1 protein-coding gene is annotated in these 714 nt (G+C 63.4%); it reads right to left on the bottom strand.

The genetic code is table 11. From position 1 onward, the window contains the following. Window positions 1–546: beta-ketoacyl-[acyl-carrier-protein] synthase family protein (locus tag NA3_RS35430; protein ID WP_218021969.1), on the bottom strand; the 546-nt coding region annotated here is incomplete at its 3' end. Window positions 547–714: the final 168 nt, after the last annotated feature.

Below are 714 nucleotides of genomic sequence, written 5' to 3' on the forward strand. Positions count from 1 at the left end.
CAGCTGATTGGTGGCGGTGGCGGTGGCGAGGATTTCGATGCGCGCGGGTTCTGTGGTGACGAGGCAGGATGCGGCGCCGTCGCTGACGACGGAGTTGACTTGACGGAGCAAGCGCTGTTCGGGTGTGGTGCAGGCGTCGGTGGTCACCAGCAGCACAGTGCGGGCCTCGCCGGAAGCGACGAGGGTGCGGGCGAGATGTAAGGCGGTGCCGAAGTTGGCGCATTCGGCGGCCGAGACCCCGATCGGTGTGGCGTGGCTGAGTCCGAAACGCTCACTCAGTTGCAGGAGTTCGGTGTTTTCGATCTGTCCGAACCCGATGGTGGAGGAGGCGAGCATCAGGATGTCGATCCTGGACGCCGGCACCCGCGAGTGGTCGAGCGTTTCCGCGATGCAGGTTGCGGCCATGTCGATGGGCGAGTCGCGGGTGAGCCGGTAGGTGGCGAGTCCGACCTCATGTAGGGCTTCGACCAGTCCTGGTTCGGCGGCAATGGGTTCTATATCTGTGATGGGCCGCGGGTGGCCGGTGATGTGGGCTATTCCGGTCATGAAAATACGCATGGTGTTCTGCCTCGGAAGGTCGTGTGGCACCGGCTGTTACTTGCATTCCGCGCTGGCGTTGCTGATGGCGTAAGCGACGAGGATGGCGTGCGGGCTGTGGAATTCGCTGATCTGCAGCGAGATAGCGACTGGACCGGGAGAATTGCTGTGCCGCAA

Source organism: Nocardia africana NBRC 100379, from assembly GCF_001612635.1.
Lineage (GTDB): Bacteria > Actinomycetota > Actinomycetes > Mycobacteriales > Mycobacteriaceae > Nocardia > Nocardia africana.